We start from the raw sequence: 26,018 nt of genomic DNA on the forward strand, positions 1-26,018 counted from the left end.
CATTGATACTTCATTTTTAAATTTACCTAACATTTTTACACTATAATGATAGGTTATGACAATTTTTTAACGAAAATGACTGTTAACGAATTGAAACATGCTTATTATCTAACACAAATGTATGATCAAACATCTCATGGTCTGTTAAGCGATGAGTCACCATTAACACCGTTTTGCCTTGATAACACTTTTTGATGATCGCCAAGATTTGTTGTTCAGTTTGATTATCTAAACTTTCTGTCGGTTCGTCCATTAATGTTAATGGTGCATTATGTAATAATGCACGTGCTATGCCAATACGGCGTTTTTCCCCCCCTGATAGGGTTCTTCCACCTTCTCCCAACCATAATTCAAGGCCATTATCGCTCGTCAGTAATTTTTCTAATTCAACACTTTTTAATACATCAATTAACTGTTGATCGGTTGCTTGTGGATGACCGATTAATAAATTGTTGCGTAGGGTATCACTAAAAATAGTAATGACTTGTGGGATGACGGCCATCATGTTGCGAAGTGTTGGTTCATCAAATTGGCTAATTTCGACTTTATTTAAATAAATTTTGCCAGTAGTCGGTTGCCATGTCCGTGTTATTAAATTGAGTAGCGTTGATTTACCACAGCCAGTTTTACCCACTAAGGCAACATGCTCACCATGTTTAATATTGAAACTGATTGCTTCAAAAACAGTGATGGGTTGATTTGGATAGGCGAACGCAATGTTATTAAATTCAATGCTGCACACATTCGGTTCTGTTTTAGCGCCATGTTGAGGAAATAAAATATCGGGTTGCTGTTTCATCAACTCATTCATTCTTTGTGCCGATGTCAGCACCTGACCTAAAAATAAAAATGCAGCCGGAATAGGGGCTAATATTTCAGTACATGCTAAGCCAACAAAAATAAATAACGCGATGATAGGGCTATCGTATTGGCTAATACCATCTGCGGCAAGGTAGATAATCAATAATGTCATTAAACCAATGATCAATAAAATTAATGCCGTGGCTAAACTGAGTAATGTAGCTTGTTTTTTCTGATTATCTAGCCAACGTTGTTCAACGGTATCAAGCTGTGCTCGATAACGCGGTTTAGCATTAAATAATGTTAATTCCGCTTGCCCTTGTAAATAACTGACTAAATTCTGGCGGTACTCACTTTGTTGTGCTGCAATTTGTGCACCGATTTGTTTACCGGCTTGATAAAAAATAACGGGTATGACTAAAATCGCCATCAGTAAAATCACAGTGATGACCAAAGCGATGGTCTGATCAAAATAGCCAATTGCCAGATAAATAAAGAGTGTTGTCAATAATCCGCTGACAATCGGCACAAATAATCGAAGATAAAGGTGATCTAAATGGTCAATATCAGCAATAAAGCGATTGAGTAAATCCGCTTTTTGATATTGTGCAATTTGCATGGCACTCAATGGTAGAATTTTTTTAAATGCGTTCGTGCGTAAGTAAGCTAAAATTTTAAACGTGGTATCGTGGTTTACTAAACGTTCAAAATAGCGGCTGACAGTTCTGAGAATGGCTGCGCCTCTTACACCCGCAGCGGGTAACATGTAATTAAAGGTATATAATCCTGCAACACCAACGAAAGCGGTTGCAGATAAAAACCAACCTGACAACGAGAGTAAAAAAATACTCGCAGCAAGTGCGACTAATACAAGAACCATTCCTAAGATAATCATCGCAAAATAATGGCTATAAAGCTTAATATAGGGTGACAGTATTTTTAACATGATCATTAAGCCTTTTGATCAATATGAATTTGATGATTACGCAATTGCCAGATTTGATCAAATGACATCGATTCTGTCATCTGGTGGGTAACCATAATAATATTATGGGATTGGTAGTTACTTGCTAAAATGGCATCAATATCTTGCGCCGTTTGTTTATCTAAACTGGCGGTTGGTTCATCGAGCAACAATAGTTGACAGGGTTTTAGCAACGCTCTGGCTATTGCAATTCTTTGGGCTTGTCCGATAGATAACCGTACTGCATCTTCACCAATTTGCGTCTCAAGACCATCTGGCAATTGCGTGATAAAACTATCAAGTTGTGCTTGTTTAACGACTTGATTTAACCGTTGTTCACTTGCATCCCTATCAGCTAATAAAATATTGTCACGGATAGAACCATTCAGTAAATAAGGATTTTGTCCAAGCCAACTGAGCTGTGAACGCCAGTTATCAATATCAAGCGTGTGAAATTCAATCTGATTGATTTTCAATGAGCCTTGATACGGTAAAAAACCTAGCAAGACATTCAATAGTGAACTTTTACCTTCACCACTCACTCCCATTAAGGCCAGTTTAAAAGGGGTTTTTAGCGTAAAGTTTAGTGGACCCACAATCGGTTTATTATCGGGGGATAAAATAATTAAATCTTGCGCTTCAATCGTCTGTATTTCGTTAATGAGATGAGTTTTATCCGTATGATGACCAGTGTCATGTGTATTGCTAGCTAAAAATCCTTCAATATTATCAGCTGCTGCAATTGCTTGTGCTTTTGCATGATAATAGGTACCTAAGTCGCGTAATGGTTGGAAAAACTCAGGGGCCAAAATTAACGCAAAAAAGCCAGCAAATAAGGTGACGACCCCATTATAAGCGCCAAAATTAAGTTCACCTAAATAAGAAAATCCAAAATATACGGCTACCACCGCAATTGAAACAGACGTAAAAAACTCTAAGACGGCTGACGATAAAAAGGCCACTTTAAGCACATTCATAGTTCTTATTCGAAAACTTTCAGCGGCTTGATGAATTGCATTTGCTTGATTTTTACCTTGGTTAAATAGACGGATGGTGTGTAAACCTTTTAATCGATCTAAAAAATGACCACTGAGATACGCTAATGCTTTAAAGTTTTTCCGATTAACATCGGCGGCACCCATACCAACTAAAACCATGAAAATGGGAATAAGGGGAGCTGTACAAAATAAGATTAATGCCGCGGCCCAATTAAATGGCACAATGACAATGAGTATTAAAATGGGAATGATGGTGGCAAGACGCATTTGTGGTAAATAACGTGCATAAAAATCTTGTAAATCTTCAATTTGTTCGATTAATAATGTACTTAACCCACCACTCGTGTGCTGACTAATTGATATTGGTCCACCTTGTTCGATTTTATTAATCAGCTGCTCACGGACGCTTCTTCGTAATGATTGACCCATTAAAAAATTAATCTGTTCGCGTGCATAAGTTAATAATGTTCTAAAAACAAATACACCCATTAATGCAATAAAATAAGGCAAAATCGTTGAAAAATGACCACCTTCAATGATTAATTCTTGTAGAATTAACGCAAATAATGCCGCTTGTGCCACAATACCAATTGCGGAAATAAAACCGGTTAAAACAGAAAGCATTAACAATTTTTTATGTTGTTTTGCTTGCTGTTTTAACCAAGTTAATAGCTGTTTTTGTCGCTGTTTATCTAATGAAGCTGACATTGTACCCTAATTATAATTAAAGATTATCAAGATAATGTTCTGCATCTAACGCAGCCATACAGCCAGTACCTGCCGAGGTAATCGCTTGACGATAAATATGATCCATTACATCACCCGCGGCAAAAATACCTTCCACACTCGTTTGGGTTGCATTACCCTTAATACCTGATTTGACTTTTATATAGCCATTATCAAGTTCTAGCTGATGGCCAAAAATGGCCGTATTGGGTTTATGACCGATTGCAATGAATACACCTAAAACATCAACTTGTTGCGTTTTCGTTGTATCTTGTGTACTACGCAAACGAACTCCAGTGACACCCATTTCATTACCCAGTACTTCATCCAACGTTTGATGAGTATGCAAAATCACTTTACCTTGCTCAACTTTTTCCATCAAACGATTAATAAGAATTTTTTCGGCTCTAAATTCATCTCGGCGGTGGATAAGATGGACTTCGCTAGCAATGTTAGCAAGGTATAATGCTTCTTCAACCGCAGTATTCCCGCCACCGACGACTGCGACTTTTTGGTTACGATAGAAAAAACCATCACATGTTGCACAGGCTGACACACCTTTGCCCTTGAATGCTTCTTCCGATGGTAATCCTAAATACTGCGCACTTGCTCCTGTTGCGATAATCAGTGCATCACAGGTATAGAGTGTTTCACCACCATAAAGTTTAAAGGGTTTTTCGCTAAAATCGACACGTTCAATTTGATCAAAAATGATGTCTGTTTCAAAACGTTCTGCGTGTTCACGCATTTTGACCATTAATTCTGGTCCGGTCAGATCAATTGATGCTGCTGGCCAGTTTTCAATTTCAGTGGTCGTGGTTAACTGTCCACCTTCTTGCATACCGGTGATTAATACCGGTTTTAAATTTGCTCGAGCTGCATAAACTGCGGCAGTATAGCCTGCTGGCCCTGATCCTAAAATCATTAAACGTGAATGTTTGGTATTCATTATAAGCTCCTGATATTTAGCTTATCTCTAAGTTGAAATTACATTGCGGATAAGTCTAACACGATTTGATATTACTGGCATTTATTGTATTACATTGGTTAATTTTTTCTATTGTGTTTAGTGATTATATTAATAGGTGATTTGTCGCGTTTTAAGTTAGCGGAATAATTTCAATGTAAAACACGATAAAAAATAAGGTTTTATTGGCGTCGGTTTTAATTTTAATTGTCTGATTTATAATGTTTTTAAACTAAATATAATAATATGAAATCATGTATTCAACATCTCTTTAACAAAAATTTAATTATCATGTTGATAAAAGCTATGAAAATAGATCATTAACGAATAAAATAACATCTCTTATCAACTACTAAAATAATTAAGAGAATCACTATGTCTATATTTTACATTGTTATTGGTATATTAGTTTTACTCGCATTAATCACTGTATATAAAGGAATTACCATGGTTCCTCAAGGTTATCAATACACGATTGAGCGTTTTGGTAAATATACCCATACGTTAGAACCAGGTTTAAATTTAATTGTTCCTTATATGGATGGTATTGGTCGTAAGATTAATATGATGGAACAAGTTTTAGATATACCTTCACAAGAAGTTATTTCTAAAGATAATGCCAATGTTACCATTGATGCAGTTTGTTTTATTCAAGTACAAGATGCTGCGCGTGCGGCTTATCAAGTCAATCATTTAGAACGTGCTGTTATTAATTTAATGATGACAAATATTCGTACTGTATTAGGTAGTATGGAACTTGATGAAATGTTATCACAGCGTGATCATATTAATACGCGTTTATTAGGTATTGTTGATGAAGCAACTAGTCCATGGGGGATTAAAATTACACGTATCGAAATTCGTGACGTTCGTCCACCTGCTGAATTGATTGCCGCGATGAACGCGCAGATGAAAGCTGAACGTAATAAACGTGCTGAAATTCTCGATGCTGAAGGTGTGCGTCAAGGTGCTATTTTACGAGCAGAAGGTGAAAAGCAATCTGAAATCCTGAAAGCTGAAGGTGAAAGACAAGCCGCGTTTTTACAAGCTGAGGCGCGTGAACGTGCCGCAGAAGCAGAAGCGAAAGCAACACAAATGGTATCTGAAGCTATCGCGGCAGGTAACATTAATGCAATTAATTACTTTGTTGCTCAAAAATATACCGATGCATTACAAACCATTGGTTCAGCCGAAAACAGCAAAATCATTATGATGCCACTTGAAGCGTCTAACTTAATGGGTAGTATTGGCGGTATTGCTGAATTAATTAATGAAGCGAAAAAATAACCTGTAATTTTAATTGAGAATTTTTTAATGACTGAATTTGTATCCGCTATTTATACTAATCCACATTGGGTCTTCATTGCCCTTGGTGGCGTGTTATTAATTATCGAATTACTCGGTACGGGTGGCTACTCATTGTGGAGCGGTGTATCGGCATTTATTGTCGGCTTAATCGCTTGGATAGTGCCAATTTCATGGCCTTTTTTGTGGATTTTATTTGCTATTTTTACTTTAATTATCGCTTATGTTTGGTGGGTCTGGCTTAAAAAACATGGCGGTGATAAAGCAGAAAAAGGGACATTAAATCAACCACAAAAAGATTTGATTGGTATCTCAACTGTTGTTGTTGAACCGATTATAAATGGTTATGGTCGAGTTAAAATCAAAGATGGTACATGGTCAGCACATAGTGATGAAGACATGGATACCGGAACTCGAGTGAAAGTGATTGCCGTTGATGGCATTATGCTAAAAGTTGTAAAAACGAATTAACGTCTTGAAAAGGCAACACGAGTGTTGCCTTTTTTATTTTTATAAGTTGTAAAGTATTCCTTAACATCCTAATAATAGCAGAGAACGTTTTATGAAGTTAAAACACAAATTTAAGTTCGTAATAGGGATATTTGTGTTATTGGTAAGTTATCATTCATATGCAGCGGGTACCTTTGTTTATTGTAGTGATGCATCACCAAAAAGTCTAAATCCCCATATCGTCACTGATAGCACCTCGTTTGATGCAAGTGCTATACCCATTTATAATCGATTAGTTGAATTAAACTCAGATTCATACGATATTATGCCGAGTCTTGCTGAAGCTTGGCAAGTCAGTGCAGATGGAATGCGTTATACATTTTATTTACGGGATGATGTGAAATGGCACAGTAATCATGATTTTAGGCCAACACGTCATTTTAATGCCGATGACGTTATTTTCTCTTTTATGCGCCAAATTGATGTACATAATCCTTATTATGCTATATCAGATGGGCAATTCCCCGGTTTTAATTACACTGGTCTAAATCGAATTATTAAAGAAATTGAGAAAATTGACGGTCATACTGTTGTTGTTCACTTAACAGAGCCATCGGCTAATTTTTTAGTTGCTATGACAATGCCATTTGCCTCCATTTTATCGGCTCAATATGCTGAAATGATGCTAAAAGCAGGCACACCAGAAAAAATGGATACTCATCCGATTGGCACTGGACCTTTTAGCTATGTACACTATCAAAAAGATTCACGTATTTTATATCGCGTAAATAACAGTTATTTTGGTCAAAAAGCGAAGTTTGATCGTCTAGTTTTTATTATTCTTCCTGATCCGACAATGCGTTATGCGAAACTTCAAAAAGGGGAATGCCATGCGATGGCTTATCCAAATGTGGATGATGTTAAACGTGCGCAGCAAGATAGCCGTTTAGAAGTTCAACACTTCGCTAGTATCAATCCACGTTTTATTGCGTTTAATCTTGACCATGCACCATTAGATAATATAGCGATCAGACAGGCATTGAATTTATCAGTGAATAAACAGGCCATTGTTGATAGTATTTTGCAAGATTCAGTAAAAACAGCTAGTGGTATCAGTGTTGCCGGTATCCCCTCTCAATATATTGATGAGATTGATGATCTATACGATCCTTTGCGTGCAGAGACTTTGTTAAAAAAAGAAGGTGATGATCATAACCTTTCGATTCAATTAGCGATACCCAAAAATCTTGATCAAGATGGCTTAAATATGGTGAGTAGGATTCAATCAGAATGGGAAAATATTGGTATTCGAACTCAACGTGTCACATTCGAACCCGATAGCATATTGACTGAACGGGCTGATGCAATGCTTTTTTATCCGCAAAAATCAGATAATGCATTTAATCTTACGATGCGTGATTGCCAGAGAACAAACATGCCGTTTTCTTATTGGTGTGAGCCTTATTACGTTAATTTATTACAAAAAATACAACGTGAAACAGACAAACAACGACGCATTGAATACTATCAAGAGTTTCAGCAAGCCGTGCAACAACAGCTGCCATTATTGCCGTTAGTTGATCTTCAATATTATGTTATACTTCGAAAAGAGGTAAAAGGATATATGATTGAATCAGCGGGACTACATAATTTTAATCACGTCAGTATTGAGAAGTAAATCATTATCATAAACCTGTTAAAAAACAGGTTTTTATATTTGATAGATTAATCCAAATTCCCTACATACTATCATTGATTAAAAGGGTATCTATAATTGTGATTCGATGGGTAAGTAACCAACGATAGTCGCAACCCAACGTTGCCACCATTTACTTTGTGGGTCATGTTCCCATATTACAGGTTCATCGTTTTGATTTTCATCTAGCCAGCGTAATTGCCCATCTTGTAATACAACTTGATAGCTAAAATCACGACTCATTTTCATATTAAATTCACGTTGTAATGCTTGTACAATTGCGGGTTCTTCAAAAATAATCCCCATTTCAGTATTAAGATTAGCTGAACGAGGATCAAAATTAAATGATCCAACAAACCCAATTTTGCTATCGACCAAAAAGGCTTTTGTATGTAAGCTTGCATCACTTGAACCAATTAGGCTTCGTTCAGTTTTACCAAATGGTTTTAATTCATAAAGATTGATACCTTTTTCCAATAATGATTTACGATATGGCGCGTAGCCACCATGTGCCATTAGTACATCATTTGCTGCCAGCGAATTCGTTAAAATATCAACATCAACACCTTTCTGATGGATTTGACTAAATTGTTCGACACCGTTTTTACCTGGCACAAAATAGGGTGAAATAAGTTTTAATCTTTCCGTTGCCGTTTGTAATGCAGGCTCAAGATGATGGATAAGCCATTGTGATTTACCCTGTCCAAAGGCTTTTATTGCGGGATCTGAATAAACATGGACGTCATTAGTCCAATGTACTTGCCAGCCACCGGTATTCCATTCACCTTTAAAAAGTGACGTCACACTTGGTGTTTCTTTTAATTTGTTTAAATAAGGTAGGGCAGTTAAATTTTCACGTTTTTGTTTAATTGTCTCGCGTAGTAGATCGAGCGAATCGTCCTCTGCTTTAACCAATGCTTCAATGGGAATGACCGCGTCACTGTTCCAAAAATCATCAAAGATCATCTCTGTCTCTTTGACTGCGACACCACCAATTAATAGGTCAGCGTCGAAAAAATTACGATTATCTGCAGCACCAAAATATTCGTTACCAATATTTCGGCCTCCAACAACAGCCATTCTACCATCAGCAATCCATGATTTATTGTGCATACGTCGATTAATGCTAAACACGCGTAAAATCATCTCAATACCGCGCATTAAAGAATTATCACGAGCTCGAGTAGGATTAAACATACGAATACTGATATTAGGATGCAAATTCAGTGTGGCTAATAAACTACTATTACCATGAGCATTCATATCATCTAATAGGATTCTAACTCTAACGCCACGATCAGCAGCATCCAATAACTCAAGACCCAGTAGTTGACCCGTTAGATCATCCTTCCAGATATAGTATTGCAAATCAAGACTACGTCCAGCTTCACGTGCACTCATTGCTCTTATCGCAAAAGCATCAAGATTACTCGGAATTAATAATAAGCTACTTTGTTCTGGATGTAATACAAATTCTGGTCCAAGTGCTTTATCCAATCGGGTTTGATCGGGTTGAATAGGGAGTGAATAACTTGCTTCCCCTTTAGCTTGTTTTGCAAAACGACCAAAACTGTATACTGCAATCAGCGATGCAAAAATAAATAGAATAATGATGAGAAGAAACATACGCAGTTTTCCTATGCGCGTCATATTATGCCCAAAATGCGTTAGTTAGAAATATATGGTAATCAGTGATATGGTAGTGATTATAACCAATTGCATACAAAATACTATACAACCAATAGAAATAATATTGATATGACATTCTGTGCGAAATATGGCTCTTTTACGAATTAAACAGGCGCAATAAGCGCCCATTAATCATGATAATATTGGTTACTTTTTTTTACTTTTAAAGTATTCATCCACCTTATAAAACGCAAATAAAACGGAAATGGCACCAATAACTTCTAATATCAAAATGATTATATTCATACAATGTTCTTAATTTAATCTCGAAAGTTATTAAATTGGAATGGTTGACCAAGTTCAGCACCTTTTACTAATGCAATGGTTGCTTGTAAATCATCACGTGCTTTAGCCGTTACGCGCACTTGTTCACCCTGAACTTGAGCTTGTACTTTAAGTTTACTGTCTTTAATTAATTTAACCACTTTTTTAGCAAGCTCTTTATCGATACCTTGCTTAAGTTTTACGGTTATCGAATAGGTTTTACCACTATGTTCTAATTCTTCGGGGATTTCAAGTGCACCACCATCAATGCCGCGCTTAGCTAGCTTATCACGTAATATATCTAATAGTTGCTGAACTTGAAAGTCTGATTCACTTGATACTTTAATGGTTTCATTCTTTTCATTGAGCTCAAATGAAGCTGGTATATTGCGAAAATCCCATCGCGTTGAAAGCTCACGGGTGGCATTTTCGACACCGTTACGGACTTCTGGGATATCAATTTCAGAGACAATATCAAAAGAAGGCATAGATTTACTCCAGTTAAAAACTTATCGCCACAGGTTATGTGGCGATCAAATTAATGTTAATCAATGGTACGAAGTAGTTCGTTAATGCCAACTTTACCACGTGTTTTTGCATCAACTTTTTTAACAATCACTGCACAGTATAAACTGTAAGAACCATCTTTAGAGGGTAAGTTACCCGATACAACAACTGAGCCAGCGGGTACACGACCATAGAACACTTCACCTGTTGCGCGGTCATAAATTTTTGTACTTTGACCAATAAATACACCCATTGAAATCACTGAGCCTTCTTCAACGATAACGCCTTCAACGATTTCACTACGTGCTCCAATAAAACAGTTATCTTCGATAATCGTTGGGTTTGCTTGTAATGGTTCAAGTACACCACCAATTCCAACGCCACCTGATAAGTGAACATTTTTACCAATTTGGGCGCATGAACCGACCGTTACCCATGTATCAACCATTGTGCCTTCATCAACATAAGCTCCAATATTGACATAAGATGGCATTAAAACTGTATTACGTGCAACATATGCGCCTTTACGTGCAATCGCCGATGGAACAACACGGAAGCCTTCTTCTTTAAAACGCGCTTCATCATAATCGGCAAATTTTAAAGGTACTTTGTCATAGTAGTTTGTTTCACAGCCATCAATTAGTTGATTTTCATTAATACGAAAAGACAGTAACACCGCTTTTTTTAACCATTGGTGAGTAATCCAGTCACCGTTAATTTTTTCTGCAACACGCATTTTCCCGCTATCTAATAGGTTAATGGCTTGATTGATAGCATCACGAGTGACTGCATCAACATTAGTTGGAGTGATTTCAGCTCGACGCTCGAATGCAGCTTCGATAATGGTTTGTAATTGTTGCATAATATTTTATCCTTTGCTGTATAAAAATTTTAGCTTGTTAAATATGAGTTTCGCGCACTAGTATAATATAAAATTGTGTAGTTTTTAATGCTCAAATAGTTTTCTTATAATTGTTGGTAAATCATAATCTAATGTAATTATCATATTATTCGCATACAACCTGTTGATTCAATTAAACAGATATTCGCCTTGGGGGATATTGGGAATATTTTTAAAAGCATTAACGTGCGAGCAATCATGATAAGTTGATGTTTTTATTGGTGAAAATATCAGCTTATCATGTGAGTTAGGCTAGAATTTGACTTGATATTGCCATGATGTTCCTTGATCATTGATCACATCATAAATAATCTGCTGATAGTGATTTGGCGATTTCTTTAACATTACCGAGTATTCTGATTTCGGTAAAAGCATAACGTCTGGAACTTGCTCACCAGACACAAACACACTATTAAGATTCATATGCCAAGCGGTTGGATTAATAAACGTTAGTTTTGTTTTACCTTTCTCATCTGTCAATTTGAAAGTAATTAAATAACCGTCTTGTTGTTGTAAGGGGCGGACGCCTTCTGGGCGGATAAATATTTTCATTCTAATTCTTAGCGGTAATACCACTTTTTGATCTAATCGAAAATTACTTTGCGTATTAGGCGGAATTTGATAAATATTTAACCAATAGAGTGACTCTTGCTCTTTAGCTAACATAGCTCGCGATGCTAACATAAGACGAACTGCTCTGATTTCACTTGCTTGCATACTAAATACAGGGGGAGAAATGATTATGGGGCTTTTGATGGTTTCAGGTAAAGCCAACATATCACCATCATCAACCCACATTTGGATTAATGTGGGGTGTTTTTCAGAATTAGCGAGTGAAAGTGACAATGTTTTATCATTTGCATTAAAGACAACACGCGTGCCTTCAACATTAACAACGGCATAAGCTTGCAGTGTAAATAATAGACTTAATAATCCAATAATAGACAGTTTATTGAAAACTGACCACAACTTGTAATTGTGCATTGACGCTCCCTGCAGTGATTGTTTGACCGCTAATGGCTTCAAGTGATGCGATAAATTCACCACTATAAATATTGGTTGTTCCACTGGACTGTAATGACGTGATATCACCAAACGCATACCAACCACCTGGGTTACCAGTACCAAAAGACGATAAACTTGGTAATAAGTTTAGGGCGGTGCCATTGCTTGAATAAATGCGAATTCCCACCCCTGATGCGATGCTATCAAGCGTACCATAATCATCATCGAGTAGCCAAGTTAAGCCCCCAGAGCTGGTTGTTAATCCTAGTGATTGTGCCGCACTCACTGCAGTTGGATTATTAACTAAAAATCCCATTGAAACATTGGCTGAGCGTGTCGTTGACGTCGCAGTACTTGATACAGCACCTGATTCACATTCAATACTCACCGTAAAGTTTGCCTGACTGGTGGTTCCGCTTGCTAGCAGGGGAACACTAATACTGGGTATCGTCACAACACTTGGATAATCATTTACTTTACACATTGCGCCACGAACAAAAGTCGTGCCAGTATTGTATAGACTCCAGCCAGCAGGCCAGTAGGCATAAAATCCATCATAGTGATTAGCTGAATCAGCTCCGTCAGTGATATTTGCTGAGACGCCAGGACCTTTAAAATCAATATAACCAAATGGCTGAGAATAGCCATAAGAATAAGTATTGGCAGTATTGCCATAATAACTGATGCTTTCTGTTCTAAATAACTCAATTGTTACGCCACTAAATGCACTGGCAGGAACATAAATGTAAGTCCCATCCGAGTACCAATCATCAGCCGTCAATTTTCGTGATTGCCAATAACGAGTGTAATAGTTTCCCGTTTTAGTATTTGTTAAACGAAAAGCAACATTTTTGACATAGGAGTAATAAGCATTATCAATATCGCCGACTGTATACATGCCGCTATATGCGTTATCGCCATTTGTCGCATACATTTCATAAATACTATCAGCATCGGCAACAGCACATCGAAAAAGTACTTGTTGTGCTGTAAATGGTGTGGAAAGAGCTTGGCTGATAAAATCTAATGTCGAACTTGCCAACAGTGTACCAGCATCTTGGAACGTGCCACTGCTGAGTGATATCACTGAAGGAATACCTATATTTTTACTGTTAGCTGTATCAGAGGCACCAGTCCAGGAACTTGCTGTATAACCTGCCGCTATTGCATCACTTGATAAGCTTGATGTACTTGTCACTCTTATGCAATTTGCTATTGATTCTTTAGCCAAAAAGACTGAGGCAACAATAAACAAAGTGTTAACTAATTTCATTACATTGATTCCTGAACACAAGGTAAATTTAAAACGGTCATTAAATCATCAGAAATTTCGGAAAGCTGATAATGAATTTGACAAGATTGGGTTGAGTTATCACCCCAAACAACGTTTAAGATACCAGAAAGTTTGTTTAAACGTACATAGAGTTGTTCACCTTGACCAACCATACCGATAGAATTATTATCCTCATCTGTTACATCCGCCCCCATAGGAACACTGATATTATTTTCTGGTGAGGTGATATTAATTAAGATGGCATGTCCATAGTGTGTATCAAAGTCCACTTTTACCATTGAGCCATAATATGGCACAATACGTTTACCTCCCCCAATTAATTCTACATCATCATTCATTTCACTAGTATCAAGAACAATATTATTATAGTTATAAGCTGATAGTGATGGCATTAATGCATAACCAAAACGGTCAATAGCAGCGCCCTGTCCATTTTTAATTAGTGCACCTTTAGCGCCAGGAGCATGAACCAAAGCAAACGTATCACTGATGTAAGGACCGGTTGTTAAACCACCACTGTGTAACACAAACGCACCAGAAGCACCAAGATTTAGCTGATGATAATTTTTACCATTTGATAACGAAGCTCTAAATGATCCAACCGAGGTACTTTTTTGTAGTGAAGCACCCCAAGTATTAGTCGCATCAGTATCTGTCGTTTTTTCTAAACCAGCATACACAGAGTAAATTATATCATTTTGACTGCCTGCGGCCCCCGCAAGACGGATATTACCGTTTTTATTGTCTTTTGAACGACTTGCATCAAATGATAATGATGAGCGCGTTGATCCCCAATCAAGTGGCATAGTGACACTAAAAGAAATCAAATTTTCAGTGGTTTTTTGATGATAGCTGTAAGCATAATTACTATCAGAGGTACTACTCGTATTTAAAATTTGTTGGCGAGCAACACTAATATTGTAGTTAAATTGTTTGTAGGAATTATTATAGCCGAGTTGTAATTGGTTGACTCTTGATTTATCACTATAGTAATCAGCAGTACTACCGGTCATGTAAAGTGAGCCCCAATCATCTAAGGGTTGGCTAATTGTTACAGCAAGGCGGTTTCGCTGTTTTAACGTATCTGAATCGTAATAAATCCCTTTTTCTAATTGACGATTAATGCCTAATACATCTTGATAATCACGATAACCAGCCGTTGAATAACGATAGGCTGCTAAAGTTAAGTTGGTTCTGGTTGCTTGAAATGATTTACTATAACTTGCTTCCATTCTCCAACCTGTTTCACTGGTTTGATTTGCCATTTTAGCATGTGACCAAACTGTATTAAGTGCAATTGCCCCTAGTGGTGAAGCGTAAACACCACCAAGTAGGCCAGATTGATAGTCATGCCCAAATCTTGCACCAATATTAGCGGTGATTGAATTGTTGATACCATATTGAAATGTTCCTTCAATAAAGCGATTGTTGACATCGCTAAATTGACGAACCTCGCCTAATGAAAGGGCATAGTCCCAATTTCCAGCACGAACAGAGCTAGGCGTTGCAGAGTAGGGAACCGTAAATGAGGATATTTTACCATTTGACTCAATAACTTCGACGTTTAGATCCCCTTCCATAGGGGTGTTATATAAATCACTGATAACGAATTCGCCAGGAGGGACAGAGGTTTCGTAGATTGTTCTATCATTTTGTTTAATGACAATACGAGCAGCCGTTGTGGCAATACCTCTTACTTCTGGGGCATAACCTTTTTTACTTTGTGGCCACATTTTTTGGTCAGTACCTAACTTAGCACCTCTAAAAGATAATCCACCAAATAAACTACTGTCTGTCGATGTTTCACCGATAATTAATGTACTTTCGATGGCGGAAATAGGTCGTTGTAGCCAAGTACGAACAGAACTATACTGAAAGCGTCGGTTATTTGTATCTAGGGTGGTATAGCGCATATTACCTTGATGACGAACTTGCCACAAACCGAAGTTAATACCACTGTAAATGTTACTCCATAGGTAATCGTAATCATTACTACTATTTTTGGTGTGACTGTAGTTCGTGTTATGCCTTAAGAACAACGCAGTATTTCCTTCATCCCATTCAGATGTTGGGATATAACCACGTGGTTTTGTGTAGAGATCTTTTTGTGCTGCGGTAATATTTAATCGTAATTGTGCTGTGTCAACATCCCAAAAAATACCATTACCTAGCTGATTGATTAAAATACATTGTGTTTTTTGGTCATCGCTATCATAACGAATATTTGTTTTTTTTAGTGTTTCTAATGACAGACATGGCATCGATTTTTTATCATCAATACGTTCAAAGACGATACTTGCTTGTGACACTATTAAACTATTATTAACGTAAACATCCAGTATTTGATCACCAAGTAATAATTGACCATCTTGTTTATTAAATCGCGCTAAGTTTTGACCAAATGTTGTGCCATGGAATAGGGCGGAGTCGAAAAAATAATCATCTGCTTGAGCAATCGTTGGTAAAAGAATAAAACCAACAACTAAACAATAAGATGTAACTTTAACTGACAAAGTGTTTCGAATAGACCGACTACTTCTCAAGTAGATAGTGCTCACTCAGTCTTGCTCCTTGATCATTGATAAATGTTACTTTCACACTACCATTTTCATTCATAGCAACATTTTTAAAGGTAAATGTTTTACGGCCAAATGGTTCAATCATATCGGATTGTGCTTGATATGTTTTTTTATTGTTAGTTGTAAACGATACTTCACCAAAAGATGCATAGAATGGTGAAGGATTTGAAATTTCAATGGACAAGTTTTTGCCTGAGGTGATTTTCTTGATTTGTAATTTTTTTAATAAATCATCAGGTTTTCCTGCAAGGCCGTCCGGACGATAAAAAAGTTTAACGCGACTTTTTAACATCACAAGCATTTTATTTTTATTTGATTGTACTGCATCACCAACATTTGAAGGTGGAATTTGTAAAAAATTAAAATAGAAAACAGATTCTCTATCTTGAGGTAATTGCTGTGTATTGGTATAGGCAATTCTAACAATTTGTGTGGTATTTGGTTGAACCTTAAAAATTGGTGGAGTTGCAAAAAAAGGGACATTGGTTTTGTCATTAGGTGTGATTGACGGATCGCCATCATCAAACCAAGCTTGAACAACGTAAGGAAAATCTGATTGGTTTTTTAAATTGACATCAACCGACTTGTTTTTTGAATTGTATATAATGCGAGTCCCCATCATCGTAACGCTAGCATAAGAGATGCTCAATGAAGCAGACATGATAAGACAGACTATCAAAACCACTATATTCTTAGAAAAATTGAAATTAGTCATTGATAAACCTCGCAAAATAATATTATGTATATAATAAACGAGATAAAAAAATTTACCTCATTTATTATACAATTTTTGAAAAATTATTGGTAACTGACACTATATTGTAAAGATGCAGTTACGGTACCTTTATTGATCGTATCCGCAGTCGTACCTGATGTATAATATTGTGCATAATAAGTTGATGTTGCACTTGTTGCAGAATCAGCTAATGTTAAGTCACTTGCCCCAACATATTTATCGGTAAAGTTAATCACTGTAGAGTTATCCGGTTTTAAAATTTGGATATCTACATTGGCAGCTGTACCCGTGTTACCTAAGTTACCAGCAGTACTTACATTGTTACCAACAAATACTGTTGAAATACTTGAACCATCTGCTTTACAACCTGCAACACCAACTTCAAACGGTGTTTTACCTGCTACATTCGATGCAAAATCTGCTGTAGATACGGTTGGTAATAAAATAATTGGTGATTCAAGTTCGCCATTAACGGTTAGTTCACAAGTTTGGTCTGTCACTTCACCTTGAAATGAAATGGTGTTATTACTTGCAGCTAAACTTGAAAATGAAGCTGTAGCGGTTGCAAACATGATTGCTGTTAAATAAAGTTTTTTCATTTTATGACCTCTCATAATTGTTGATATTTAAATTCATTAGAATTTAATTTTATTTTTTAAACTGACTAATAACGCAAAAAAACTGGTTTAAATAATAAAAAATTTATTTTACACGGTTTATTGTAGGATTATTTTGATTTAAATCAAATAAACCGTGTATGTTTTATGAATTCTTTACAAAAAAAGAGCTTAAAAATGTAAAAAACATCATTTACCATGTTAAAAATTTGCAAAATCAAAAGAAAAAAGTGTGTTTTTAATGCAAAAAAATCACGTTAAACATGATATTGTTTGAGTAATCATTATAAAGCCATAAAAAATGTATTTTTTGTCACTATCTAAAGCTTATGAATAGATAATAAGCTTGTAATAAAGTGTTAACTATTCACAAATCAGACTTAAAGAAAACGGTGTTTGCATTGTGTAATGTGTTAATTATCAGTAGAATTATTGCCATCTCATTTTTCATTAAATTGATTTCACTATGCAAATTATAGAAACCGATATTGCTATTGTTGGCGGTGGCGGAGCCGGTTTAAGTGCGGCAATTGAAATAGCGCAAAGTTCTCCAGATCTAAATATTGCATTAATTTCTAAGGTCTATCCGATGCGCAGTCACACCGTTGCAGCAGAAGGGGGCGCAGCAGGAGTGATCAAACCAGATGATAAGGTCGATTTACATTTTTATGATACTGTCGCTGGGGGCGATTGGCTGTCAGATCAGGATGTGGTCGAATTCTTTGTTAAACAAGCACCAAAATCTTTAGCTAAATTAGAACGACTTGGCTGTCCTTGGGCGAGAAAAAAAGATGGCTCAATTAATGTACGTCGTTTTGGTGGTATGCAAGTCGAACGTACTTGGTTTGCTGCTGATAAAACGGGATTCCATCTTTTACATACTTTATTTCAAGCATCTTTGCAGTTTAATCAGATTCACCGTTTAGATGAACACTTTTTATTAGATTTATTGGTTAATGATGATCAAATAACAGGGCTTGTTGTCTTAAATATGCTTGAAGGGACGTTGACCCAAATTAATGCTAAGGTTGTCATTATGGCGACTGGTGGTGCTGGACGAGTGTATCAGTACAATACAAATGGTAGTATTGTAACGGGTGAGGGTATGGCGATTGCTTATCGTCATGGCATTGCGCTACGTGATATGGAATTTGTGCAATATCATCCGACGGGTTTACCAGGTAGTGGCATTTTAATGACTGAAGCATGTCGTGGCGAAGGTGGCGTTCTCGTCAATAAAGATGGTTATCGATATTTGCAAGATTATGCGCTTGGACCCGAAACCCCTTTAGGGCTGCCAAGAAATCGTTTTATGGAATTAGGGCCTCGTGATCGTCTTTCACAAGCATTTTGGCATGAAAGCCAAAAAGGTAATACTCACAGTACGGCCTATGGTGATGTGGTTTATTTGGATTTAAGGCATCTTGGCGCGGCTAAAATTAACCAAAGATTACCTTTTATACGCGAATTAGCCAAATCCTATGTTGGTATTGATCCTGTGTTTGAGAAAATTCCCGTTCGCCCAACGGCCCACTATACAATGGGCGGAATTGCAACGGATAAATATTGTGCGACATTGTTACGAGGGTTATATGCGGTTGGGGAGTGCGCTTCGGTTGGTTTACACGGGGCAAATCGTTTAGGTTCAAACTCCTTATCAGAAATTTTGGTATTTGGTGAACTCGCTGCGAAACAAGCTATCCAATATGTAAACCAGCACTCGGTTACTTATCAATATAATCAACAGATGGCGAAGCAAATAGAGCTCCAATTATATTCGGTTATTCATCATGATGGTTGTGAAAATTGGGCTAATATTAGAGCTGAAATGGCGATGGCTATGGATTTAGGGTGTGGTGTTTATCGTTCTGAACAAGGGATGCAACAAACAATTAATAAAATATCGGAATTAATTGAACGTAGTGCTCACATTGCCTTAGCAGATAAATCTCATGTATTTAATACCGAACTGATAACGGTTCTTGAGTTAAAACAGAGTTTGCTTGTTGCACAGGCTATGGTTTGTAGTGCTATTTTGCGTAAGGAATCTCGTGGTGCTCACCAGCGCCTTGAACCATTATATCAACAGCGGGATGATGAACACTATTTGAAGCATAGTTTAGCGTTTTATTCTGCCGATGCATTACCTAAAATTGAGTTTAGCCAAGTCAATATAACAAAATGTTCACCAGCGGATCGAACTTATGGTGAAAATAAAGGGCACTAGTATGTTAACCTCTCAAATGATCACTATTAATATCTTGCGTTATCATCCCGAAAAAGATAGTGAACCTTATGTGCAAACATTTGAACATATCCCTTATGATCAGATGACTTCAATACTTGATGTGCTTAACTATATTAAAGAACAATTAGCCCCTGATTTAGTTTATCGTAGCTCATGTCGTATGGCGATTTGTGGTTCATGCGGTGTAATGATTAATCATATTCCGAAGTTATTGTGTAAAACCTTTGTAAGGGATTATGCTGGAAAGGTTGTGACAATCAGTCCGCTTGCGCATTTTCCCGTTGAACGTGATTTAGTGATCGATATGACGCATTTTATGCAAAGCCTTGAAGCGATTAAACCTTATATTATAAATAATGACAAAATAACTAACGATGAAATGAATAAGCAAATTCCCGCTTGGCTTATAAAATATCAGCAGTTTAGTCAATGTATCAATTGTGGGTTATGCTATGCAGCATGCCCTCAATTTGGTTTAAATCCTGAATTTATTGGTCCAGCAGCAATCGCTTTGGCAATGCGTTACAATCTTGATAGTCGAGACAATGGAAAAGCTGAACGGATGCCAATACTTAATCAAGATGATGGTGTTTGGCGATGTACTTTCGTCGGGTTTTGTTCGACAGTATGTCCAAAACATGTTGATCCAGCTGCAGCGGTGCAGTTAGGCAAAGTTGAAAGTGCAAAAGACTATTTAATCGCTAAGTTTAAATTACAGCCTTAATTAGAGGCTATCGGAAATCATAGATAATGAATATAGACAATCAGAATAAATCTTATCGTAATCCCCATTGTGCTAAGATGGATACGAAATGGTGGCGAAAAATTAGTCACTATACATTTTATATTATGCGTGAATCGACAGCTTTTTTTATGATTTGGGTTAGTATTGTTTTGATGTATGGTGTGGTTTGTGCTCATACTAACGACGTTGGACAAGATGAGTTTTATCGTTTTATTTTTTTCCTACAACACCCAATTGTTGTTGTCATTAATGTTTTAGCGTTACTTGCCGCCTTACTGCATACTGTGACTTGGTTTAATTTGGCCCCTAAGGCAACGAATGTTGTAATTGCTGCAAAAAAACCACCTGCTTTCATGTTTGTTGCGAGTTTATGGATTATTACGCTAGCTGTCTCAATCTGTTTATTGATGACTGTATATGGCTATTTTAGATAAGGACAGTATTAATGAAAAAAGAGAATACACAACTAAAACGTTCTAATGAGCCTGTCTTTTGGGGGTTATTCAGTGCCGGTGGAATGTGGGCTGCTATTTTTGCGCCAGTAGTTATTGTGATTATTGCCTTTATTATCCCATTTGGTGATGTGGTAACACGAAGTTACATATTGAAACTCATCGGTAGTACTTATGGTAAAGTCTTTCTATTTTTAATGATCAGTTTACCAATTTGGTGTGCTTTGCATCGTATTTTACATACTTTGCATGATTTTAATATTCATCCTAAACGCGGTAAATTATTAACATATGGCTTAGCTTTAGCTTGGACGTTACATGCAGGTTATATTCTTTTTATTTATTAAATTGTTATGAGCCTTAAGACCAACTCATGTTGGTCTTTTATCACTCAGCATTAAATGCTCTAGCTAACGTACCATGACCATAATAATGAAAAGATTGGGCGTTATGTGCTATAAAAACTGACTCACCCGTTTTAATTTTAAAGAGGTCAGTTTTTGTTGATAAAGTCACTTCGCCTTCAATACATAAAATAATCTCCGCACTATGAATCAATTGCATTGTTGGCTGGGTATTACTATGTAATATCTCAAATGCAAAATCCTTTACAGGTACTGGAAAATCGATTTTATTTTTGTGGTGAATCGGTGTGGTTAATAGTGCATTGGGAAAAATACTTTTGAATTCGGTATTATCAAGAAGTTCATTAATATCAATATGTTTATGTGTTAACCCAGCTCGTAGTACATTGTCAGAATTTGCCATAATTTCAAGTCCACTACCTTTTAAATAAGCATGTGGGGTTTGAGCAGTTAAAAACATCGCTTGACCTGGTTTTAGTTCAATCACATTGAGTATTAATGGTGAAAATAGTCCGCAATCATTTGGATATTGTTTAATTAAGTGTTTGATAATGTTAAAAGGTGTGCTATCAAGTTCAATAAGTCGATTTTTTAATTCAGATATTGCTTGTTGTTTTATGTCATCATTTAACGTTAGTAAAAAATAAAAAAAGGTCTTTAGACCTGTTTCGGTCGGTGTGTTAGTAAATGCAGTTAATCCCTTTTCAAGACATTCGATATTTAATTGTTGAAATAATTCGATGATTTGTTTCACCGGCCTAAAACCATTCATTGCCCAAAATGGGGTTAATGCATAAATCAATTCTGGCTTATGATTGGGATCTTTGTAATTGCGCATGGGGGAATCAAGGGCAATACCCAGCTCATTTTCTTTATTGAAACCCCTTTTGGCCTTTGATAATTCAGGATGAACCTGAATTGATAAAGCCGAATCAGCGGCCAATATTTTGAACAGATAAGGTAAACCATGGTAGTTTTTTGCCGTCTTTTCACCTAATATTAAACGCGGATTTTGCGCAATGAGCTCATCGAGTTTAATTGATTGCCCGTCTTGTGTTACTGCGATTGATGTGCCAGCAGGGTGAGCCCCCATCCAGAGTTCAGCTTGTGGTAAATGATCCGTATTTTCAATATTAAATAGCTGAGTTAGTGCTGTTTTACTTCCCCAGTCATAATGTTTAATCACATTATGTAACTTCCACATGGAATGATTCATATGATTACCTGCTAGCATGAGACGATTTACGTTTTAGATTTTTTCTTCGTTAACGCGCGTTTTAATACACCAAAAAAGCCTAGAGATCTTACCATTTTAGAACCTTCAATATAAACACGGATGGCGCGGAGCACTTTTTTAGGTTCTTTAGATGCAAAAGTAAAGGTACCATTACGTTTTGTTTTGATTGAATAGCGAGGGATCCAGCGGCCTTTAAAAAGTACCGATGCGATGACACAGTCAACTTCTTCCCACGGAATTTGAATATATTTTCGATTATCTGTTTTATGATAAAACTCAAAGGCTTGATCGCCTATCATAATCTCACCATATTCGGATAATCCCATAAAAGCCGTACCTTTAATAACAAAGTCAACTTTAGTATTTAATGATTGAACCATGTGTTAGCTAATTCCAAATAGGTTAATCGACATTTGTACGTCATTTTGAATACTGTAAACAAATGAAGCAGGGCAATACTGCCCTGCTTGTCGTGGTTATAATAATCCAATTACATGACCGACAATGCCGACCACAAATAGTCCTAAAATAATCACGATTGGTGATACTTTTTTACGTAACAACCACATGCATAGGAATGTCAATAATAGCGGTACAAGACCAGGTATCAATTGGTCAAGGTTATTTTGTAGGGAAGTGACTTTTTCTTGAGTCAATGACAATCCATTTTGTACTTGAATTAATGCTTGTTGAATACCCTCACTACCTGCTGGTAATTGACTCCAGTCAATAAAGGCACCATTGTCGAGCTTGACGGTAGAGACAATCGGTTTAAAATTAATCGATACCCACCTTTGTACGAGGGCGGCTAATACAAACATCCCTAGTATTGATGCACCTTTGGTTATCTTTTGTAGTAATCCACCGGATAAGTTATCGGTGATTTTAGATCCTGTACGATAACCAAATTCTTGGGTATACCACATAAAGCCCCAACGGATAATATTCCATAATACAAAGAATAAAATAGGGCCCATGATATTACCACTCATTGCTAATGATGCACCAAGGGCACCAAGCATTGGACGCACTGTGAACCAGAATACAGGATCACCAACGCCAGCAAGTGGTCCCATCATACCCACTTTTACACCTTGGATGGCCACATCATCAACGGGGGCTCCATTCGCTCGTTCTTCTTCAAGTGCAAGCGTTACACCTAATACGGGTGATGCTAAATATGGGTGAGTGTTAAAAAATTCTAAATGTCGTTTAAGCGCAGCTGAGCGATCTTCTTTAGTTTGGTATAATTTTTTGATTGCAGGAATCATTGAATATACCCAGCCGCCATTTTGCATTCGCTCATAGTTCCAAGAACCTTGTAGGAAAGTGGAGCGCCATGCTACAGAAAGACGGTCTTTTTTTGTTAATTGGATTTTATGTTCCATTTTAATTCTCCGTATCCTTAGTAGTCATTTAAAATATCATCGAGTGGATCACCAGTGTTACCACCGTTTGATGAATTACCACGTTCAGAAAGATTCAAATAAATAAATGCTAAGGCAATGCCTAATGCACCAAGCGCGATTAAGGTTAATTGTGAAATTGCGGCAACCACAAAACCAATGATGAAAAATGGCCAAACTTCTTTATTTGCCATCATATTAATGACCATGGCATAACCTACTGCAACAACCATGCCCCCACCAATCGCCATACCCGTTGTTAACCAAACTGGCATTGAATTTAAAGCACTTTGAACGGTGTGAGCCGGGATGAAGAGTAACGCGCCAGCTGGGATCGCGATACGTAAACCTTGCATACAAATTGCTAAAATTTGTAGTAATTCAATACGCCCAATATTACCTTGTTCAGCTGCAGAATCCATCATATGTACAATTGGAACAGCAAGTGTACGTACGATCATGGTTAAAAATAGCCCTGCAACGGCAAGTGGAATAGCAACAGCGATAGCAGTTGAAACTCCCGCAATACCTTGACCCCCTAATACAAGAATTATCGCAGAGGCAACTGATGCTAAAGCCGCATCGGGCGCAACAGCTGCTCCGATATTAGCCCAACCTAATGCAATCATCTGTAATGTACCACCTAAGACAACACCTGCTTCAAGATTATTTGTCACCAGTCCAATTAATGAACAGGCTACAAGTGGCTGATGGAATTGAAATTGGTCTAAGATGCCTTCCATTCCTGCAAGAAAGGCGACGATTATGACTAACACAATCGATATAATTGATAAATCCATAATAAAACCTCTTAAGTTTGAATTATTTGTTCTGCTCAGCTAATTCTTCTTTCGCCTTTTTCAATAATTCATCCATATTGGACGCTGAATCATTTGGCACTTTACGAACATCGAATTTAACATGTTTTTGTTTTAACACTTCGAAAACTTTCACATCGTCAGCATTCATTGATAAGACTTTATTGACCATGACTTTGCCAACAGAGTGAGCCATTGAACCAATATTGAGCGTATTAATTTCTACGCCGCCTTCGACTGCACGCAATACGTCTTGTGGGTTTTCAAACAAAAGAAGCGCTTTTGTATTACCAAAGCGAGGATCTTTGGAGACTTCAATAATTTTTTTAATTGGCACAACATTTGCCTTTACACCTGGAGGGGCAGCTTGCTCAATTAATTTTTTGCGTAAATCATCTTTGGCAACGGAATCAGAGACAACGATAATACGGTTTGGGCTAGTTGATTGTGTCCATGCAGTTGCAACTTGACCATGTAATAAACGTGAGTCAACTCTTGCTAATACAATTTTAAGTTTGCCATTTCCAAGCGTAGTACCGGGAGGAATGGTATTTTCTGCCTGTGATGCTTTACTGTTTTTTGTTGAAGATTGTGATTGGGTTGAGGTTGTCTTTATGCCTTCTTGAGCGGGTTCGATAATCGCAGCCGCAATTTCTTGAGCTGTTTCCATCGAAAATCGGGAAGAGTAAGCTTCAATTAACATGGGCAAATTAAGACCGGAGACAATAACCCACTTATTTTTATGTTCTTCACACAAGCCATTTGCTTGATTAAACGGCGTGCCACCCCATAAATCAACTAAAAAAAGAATTTGTTCACTATTATCGAAAGTCGCGATTGCATCTTTCATTTTATCTTTCAAACTTTCGGGACTATCACTAGGGTGTAATGTTACCGCTTTAACATTTTCTTGTTCACCAAAGATCATAGAGCCCGATTGTAGAATACCTTCTGCAAAGTCGCCATGACTTGCCAGAATAATTCCAACCATATTGAACCTCCTATTTTATATAACATTGCATATCATATAAAATTTAATAAAGATTTGAAATATCAAATATTGTTATTTGATATCACTTTTTTTAATAAAAAAAATATCTTAAAAAGGCATAAGAACGTTTAATTGCGAATTAAGAAATGTAATATTAATAAAATTAAATGAGATTTTAATTGAAGCATATTCATGGCGAAATAGAACTTAATCCAAAATTAAGTGATTTTTCATTTTCGACAAAATGAGTTTATTAA

22 protein-coding genes and 2 pseudogenes are annotated in these 26,018 nt (G+C 36.8%); 7 read left to right on the plus strand and 17 right to left on the minus strand.

Annotation, left to right across the window (positions count from 1 at the left end):
• Positions 1-82: 82 nt before the first annotated feature.
• The 3 genes from cydC to trxB are packed head-to-tail and all read right to left on the minus strand — an operon-like array spanning position 83 to position 4,441.
• Complete coding sequence (gene cydC, locus ABEA36_RS01700; protein ID WP_345488075.1) at positions 83-1,747, minus strand: heme ABC transporter ATP-binding protein/permease CydC; 1,665 nt, start codon at positions 1,745-1,747, stop codon at positions 83-85.
• Between the two features lie 5 nt (positions 1,748-1,752).
• Positions 1,753-3,471, minus strand: a complete 1,719-nt coding sequence (gene cydD / locus ABEA36_RS01705) for a heme ABC transporter permease/ATP-binding protein CydD (protein WP_345488077.1) — start codon at positions 3,469-3,471, stop codon at positions 1,753-1,755.
• A gap of 16 nt (positions 3,472-3,487) precedes the next feature.
• On the minus strand, positions 3,488-4,441 hold the full coding sequence (gene trxB, locus ABEA36_RS01710) for a thioredoxin-disulfide reductase (protein ID WP_345490816.1): 954 nt from the start codon (positions 4,439-4,441) through the stop codon (positions 3,488-3,490).
• 390 nt (positions 4,442-4,831) lie between these two features.
• On the opposite strand from trxB, the gene ABEA36_RS01715 reads away from it, so the two are divergent.
• The 3 genes from ABEA36_RS01715 (at position 4,832) to ABEA36_RS01725 (ending at position 7,889) form a co-directional block, all read left to right on the plus strand.
• The gene (locus ABEA36_RS01715; protein WP_345488079.1) at positions 4,832-5,743 is read left to right on the plus strand and encodes an SPFH domain-containing protein; all 912 of its coding nucleotides are present in this window, start codon (positions 4,832-4,834) and stop codon (positions 5,741-5,743) included.
• Between the two features lie 27 nt (positions 5,744-5,770).
• Complete coding sequence (locus ABEA36_RS01720; protein ID WP_345488081.1) at positions 5,771-6,232, plus strand: NfeD family protein; 462 nt, start codon at positions 5,771-5,773, stop codon at positions 6,230-6,232.
• Positions 6,233-6,365: 133 nt separating this feature from the next.
• Complete coding sequence (locus ABEA36_RS01725; protein ID WP_345488083.1) at positions 6,366-7,889, plus strand: ABC transporter substrate-binding protein; 1,524 nt, start codon at positions 6,366-6,368, stop codon at positions 7,887-7,889.
• Positions 7,890-7,979: 90 nt separating this feature from the next.
• Here the strand turns inward: ABEA36_RS01725 and ABEA36_RS01730 are convergent, their stop codons facing one another.
• From ABEA36_RS01730 to ABEA36_RS01765, 8 genes are all read right to left on the minus strand, one after another.
• On the minus strand, positions 7,980-9,557 hold the full coding sequence (locus tag ABEA36_RS01730; RefSeq protein WP_345488085.1) for a phospholipase D family protein: 1,578 nt from the start codon (positions 9,555-9,557) through the stop codon (positions 7,980-7,982).
• A 299-nt stretch (positions 9,558-9,856) separates the two neighbouring features.
• Positions 9,857-10,348: a YajQ family cyclic di-GMP-binding protein gene (locus tag ABEA36_RS01735; RefSeq protein ID WP_345488087.1), complete on the minus strand. Its 492-nt coding sequence runs from the start codon at positions 10,346-10,348 to the stop codon at positions 9,857-9,859.
• 56 nt (positions 10,349-10,404) lie between these two features.
• The gene (dapD, locus tag ABEA36_RS01740) at positions 10,405-11,229 is read right to left on the minus strand and encodes a 2,3,4,5-tetrahydropyridine-2,6-dicarboxylate N-succinyltransferase (RefSeq protein ID WP_345488089.1); all 825 of its coding nucleotides are present in this window, start codon (positions 11,227-11,229) and stop codon (positions 10,405-10,407) included.
• A gap of 291 nt (positions 11,230-11,520) precedes the next feature.
• On the minus strand, positions 11,521-12,252 hold the full coding sequence (locus tag ABEA36_RS01745) for a fimbria/pilus periplasmic chaperone (RefSeq protein ID WP_345488091.1): 732 nt from the start codon (positions 12,250-12,252) through the stop codon (positions 11,521-11,523).
• Positions 12,218-13,546, minus strand: a complete 1,329-nt coding sequence (gene stbD, locus ABEA36_RS01750) for a fimbrial usher protein StbD (protein ID WP_345488093.1) — start codon at positions 13,544-13,546, stop codon at positions 12,218-12,220. Before stbD ends, ABEA36_RS01745 begins: the two co-directional genes overlap by 35 nt.
• Positions 13,546-16,092: a fimbrial outer membrane usher protein gene (locus ABEA36_RS01755; RefSeq protein WP_425571887.1), complete on the minus strand. Its 2,547-nt coding sequence runs from the start codon at positions 16,090-16,092 to the stop codon at positions 13,546-13,548. The genes stbD and ABEA36_RS01755 overlap by 1 nt, the downstream gene beginning before the upstream one ends.
• A gap of 7 nt (positions 16,093-16,099) precedes the next feature.
• On the minus strand, positions 16,100-16,861 hold the full coding sequence (locus ABEA36_RS01760) for a fimbria/pilus periplasmic chaperone (RefSeq protein ID WP_345488097.1): 762 nt from the start codon (positions 16,859-16,861) through the stop codon (positions 16,100-16,102).
• Between the two features lie 83 nt (positions 16,862-16,944).
• Positions 16,945-17,481 (minus strand): fimbrial protein, encoded by a 537-nt coding sequence (locus tag ABEA36_RS01765; RefSeq protein WP_345488099.1) that lies wholly within the window; start codon positions 17,479-17,481, stop codon positions 16,945-16,947.
• 484 nt (positions 17,482-17,965) lie between these two features.
• On the opposite strand from ABEA36_RS01765, the gene frdA reads away from it, so the two are divergent.
• From frdA to frdD, 4 genes are read left to right on the plus strand one after another with little or no spacing between them, the layout of a single operon-like run.
• Complete coding sequence (gene frdA, locus ABEA36_RS01770; RefSeq protein ID WP_345488101.1) at positions 17,966-19,726, plus strand: fumarate reductase (quinol) flavoprotein subunit; 1,761 nt, start codon at positions 17,966-17,968, stop codon at positions 19,724-19,726.
• A 1-nt stretch (position 19,727) separates the two neighbouring features.
• Entirely contained in the window at positions 19,728-20,471 is a 744-nt protein-coding gene (locus ABEA36_RS01775) for a succinate dehydrogenase/fumarate reductase iron-sulfur subunit (RefSeq protein ID WP_345488103.1), read from the plus strand.
• 26 nt (positions 20,472-20,497) lie between these two features.
• The gene (locus ABEA36_RS01780) at positions 20,498-20,926 is read left to right on the plus strand and encodes a fumarate reductase subunit C (RefSeq protein ID WP_345488105.1); all 429 of its coding nucleotides are present in this window, start codon (positions 20,498-20,500) and stop codon (positions 20,924-20,926) included.
• 11 nt (positions 20,927-20,937) lie between these two features.
• Entirely contained in the window at positions 20,938-21,291 is a 354-nt protein-coding gene (gene frdD / locus ABEA36_RS01785; RefSeq protein WP_345488107.1) for a fumarate reductase subunit FrdD, read from the plus strand.
• 40 nt (positions 21,292-21,331) lie between these two features.
• On the opposite strand, the gene manA is transcribed toward frdD, so the two are convergent.
• The 6 genes and pseudogenes from manA to ABEA36_RS13235 all read right to left on the minus strand — a co-directional run.
• Complete coding sequence (gene manA / locus ABEA36_RS01790; protein WP_345488109.1) at positions 21,332-22,525, minus strand: mannose-6-phosphate isomerase, class I; 1,194 nt, start codon at positions 22,523-22,525, stop codon at positions 21,332-21,334.
• 26 nt (positions 22,526-22,551) lie between these two features.
• Positions 22,552-22,926 (minus strand): DUF956 family protein, encoded by a 375-nt coding sequence (locus ABEA36_RS01795; RefSeq protein ID WP_345488111.1) that lies wholly within the window; start codon positions 22,924-22,926, stop codon positions 22,552-22,554.
• Between the two features lie 96 nt (positions 22,927-23,022).
• The gene (locus ABEA36_RS01800; RefSeq protein ID WP_345488113.1) at positions 23,023-23,934 is read right to left on the minus strand and encodes a PTS system mannose/fructose/sorbose family transporter subunit IID; all 912 of its coding nucleotides are present in this window, start codon (positions 23,932-23,934) and stop codon (positions 23,023-23,025) included.
• A 17-nt stretch (positions 23,935-23,951) separates the two neighbouring features.
• On the minus strand, positions 23,952-24,752 hold the full coding sequence (locus ABEA36_RS01805; RefSeq protein ID WP_345488115.1) for a PTS mannose/fructose/sorbose transporter subunit IIC: 801 nt from the start codon (positions 24,750-24,752) through the stop codon (positions 23,952-23,954).
• Positions 24,753-24,774: 22 nt separating this feature from the next.
• Positions 24,775-25,314 (minus strand): annotated as a pseudogene (locus tag ABEA36_RS13230) (PTS sugar transporter subunit IIB); the annotation flags it as partial.
• A gap of 71 nt (positions 25,315-25,385) precedes the next feature.
• A pseudogene (locus tag ABEA36_RS13235) lies at positions 25,386-25,761 on the minus strand (PTS sugar transporter subunit IIA); the annotation flags it as partial.
• Positions 25,762-26,018: the final 257 nt, after the last annotated feature.

Source organism: Orbus sasakiae (assembly GCF_039542345.1).
Taxonomy (GTDB): domain Bacteria; phylum Pseudomonadota; class Gammaproteobacteria; order Enterobacterales; family Orbaceae; genus Orbus; species Orbus sasakiae.

What these genes read in the sequence shown, in the direction of transcription:
- ABEA36_RS01715 (WP_345488079.1), top strand. Translation starts at nt 4,832, where the DNA reads ATGTCTATATTTTACATTGTTATTGGTATATTAGTTTTACTCGCATTA.
- frdD (WP_345488107.1), top strand. Translation starts at nt 20,938, where the DNA reads ATGAAAAAAGAGAATACACAACTAAAACGTTCTAATGAGCCTGTCTTT.
- ABEA36_RS01760 (WP_345488097.1), bottom strand. Translation starts at nt 16,861, where the DNA reads ATGACTAATTTCAATTTTTCTAAGAATATAGTGGTTTTGATAGTCTGT.
- dapD (WP_345488089.1), bottom strand. Translation starts at nt 11,229, where the DNA reads ATGCAACAATTACAAACCATTATCGAAGCTGCATTCGAGCGTCGAGCT.
- ABEA36_RS01735 (WP_345488087.1), bottom strand. Translation starts at nt 10,348, where the DNA reads ATGCCTTCTTTTGATATTGTCTCTGAAATTGATATCCCAGAAGTCCGT.
- manA (WP_345488109.1), bottom strand. Translation starts at nt 22,525, where the DNA reads ATGAATCATTCCATGTGGAAGTTACATAATGTGATTAAACATTATGAC.
- frdA (WP_345488101.1), top strand. Translation starts at nt 17,966, where the DNA reads ATGCAAATTATAGAAACCGATATTGCTATTGTTGGCGGTGGCGGAGCC.
- stbD (WP_345488093.1), bottom strand. Translation starts at nt 13,546, where the DNA reads ATGAAATTAGTTAACACTTTGTTTATTGTTGCCTCAGTCTTTTTGGCT.
- ABEA36_RS01780 (WP_345488105.1), top strand. Translation starts at nt 20,498, where the DNA reads ATGAATATAGACAATCAGAATAAATCTTATCGTAATCCCCATTGTGCT.
- ABEA36_RS01805 (WP_345488115.1), bottom strand. Translation starts at nt 24,752, where the DNA reads ATGGATTTATCAATTATATCGATTGTGTTAGTCATAATCGTCGCCTTT.
- cydC (WP_345488075.1), bottom strand. Translation starts at nt 1,747, where the DNA reads ATGTTAAAAATACTGTCACCCTATATTAAGCTTTATAGCCATTATTTT.
- ABEA36_RS01765 (WP_345488099.1), bottom strand. Translation starts at nt 17,481, where the DNA reads ATGAAAAAACTTTATTTAACAGCAATCATGTTTGCAACCGCTACAGCT.
- ABEA36_RS01795 (WP_345488111.1), bottom strand. Translation starts at nt 22,926, where the DNA reads ATGGTTCAATCATTAAATACTAAAGTTGACTTTGTTATTAAAGGTACG.
- ABEA36_RS01730 (WP_345488085.1), bottom strand. Translation starts at nt 9,557, where the DNA reads ATGACGCGCATAGGAAAACTGCGTATGTTTCTTCTCATCATTATTCTA.
- ABEA36_RS01720 (WP_345488081.1), top strand. Translation starts at nt 5,771, where the DNA reads ATGACTGAATTTGTATCCGCTATTTATACTAATCCACATTGGGTCTTC.
- ABEA36_RS01775 (WP_345488103.1), top strand. Translation starts at nt 19,728, where the DNA reads ATGTTAACCTCTCAAATGATCACTATTAATATCTTGCGTTATCATCCC.
- ABEA36_RS01745 (WP_345488091.1), bottom strand. Translation starts at nt 12,252, where the DNA reads ATGCACAATTACAAGTTGTGGTCAGTTTTCAATAAACTGTCTATTATT.
- cydD (WP_345488077.1), bottom strand. Translation starts at nt 3,471, where the DNA reads ATGTCAGCTTCATTAGATAAACAGCGACAAAAACAGCTATTAACTTGG.
- ABEA36_RS01800 (WP_345488113.1), bottom strand. Translation starts at nt 23,934, where the DNA reads ATGGAACATAAAATCCAATTAACAAAAAAAGACCGTCTTTCTGTAGCA.